At 67.0% G+C, this 572-nt stretch carries 1 pseudogene; it reads left to right on the top strand.

The features are described 5' to 3' along the window. Window positions 1-572: pseudogene (locus tag WS49_RS18270) on the top strand (cell surface protein); the annotation flags it as partial.

The raw sequence follows: 572 nt of genomic DNA on the forward strand, positions 1-572 counted from the left end.
TCGCTGTCCACCGGCCTCAGCACGGTCACGACCAAGACCGACAATCTCGGCAACAGCACCGCCGCAGCCCTCGGCGGCGGCGCGAGCTACAACCCGGCAACCGGCACGGTTTCCGCTCCGTCGTACACGACGTACAACGCGAACGGCACGACGTCGACCGCCAACAGCGTCGGCTCGGCGATCGACAGCATCAACAGCCAGGGCATCAAGTACTTCCACGCGAAGTCGACGGCAGCCGACAGCCAGGCGCTCGGCACCGACTCGGTCGCAATCGGCCCGAATGCCATCGCCAACAACGCCGGCGACGTCGCACTCGGCAGCGGCTCCGTCACCCAAGCGCCCAACCCGACGCCGACGGGTACCGTCGGCGGCGTGACCACCACGTTCGCGGGCGGCAATCCGAGCAGCGTGGTGAGCGTCGGCAATGCAAGCACGGGCACCACGCGTCAAATCACCAATGTCGCGGCAGGCCAAATCACGCCGACCAGCACCGACGCGATCAACGGCTCCCAGCTCTTCGCGACCAATTCCGTCGTGGATTCGCTGTCGACGACGGTGTCGTCGTCCAGCAG

Origin of the sequence: Burkholderia sp. RF7-non_BP4 (assembly GCF_001521935.1) — a bacterium.
GTDB classification, from domain to species: Bacteria; Pseudomonadota; Gammaproteobacteria; order Burkholderiales; family Burkholderiaceae; genus Burkholderia; species Burkholderia diffusa.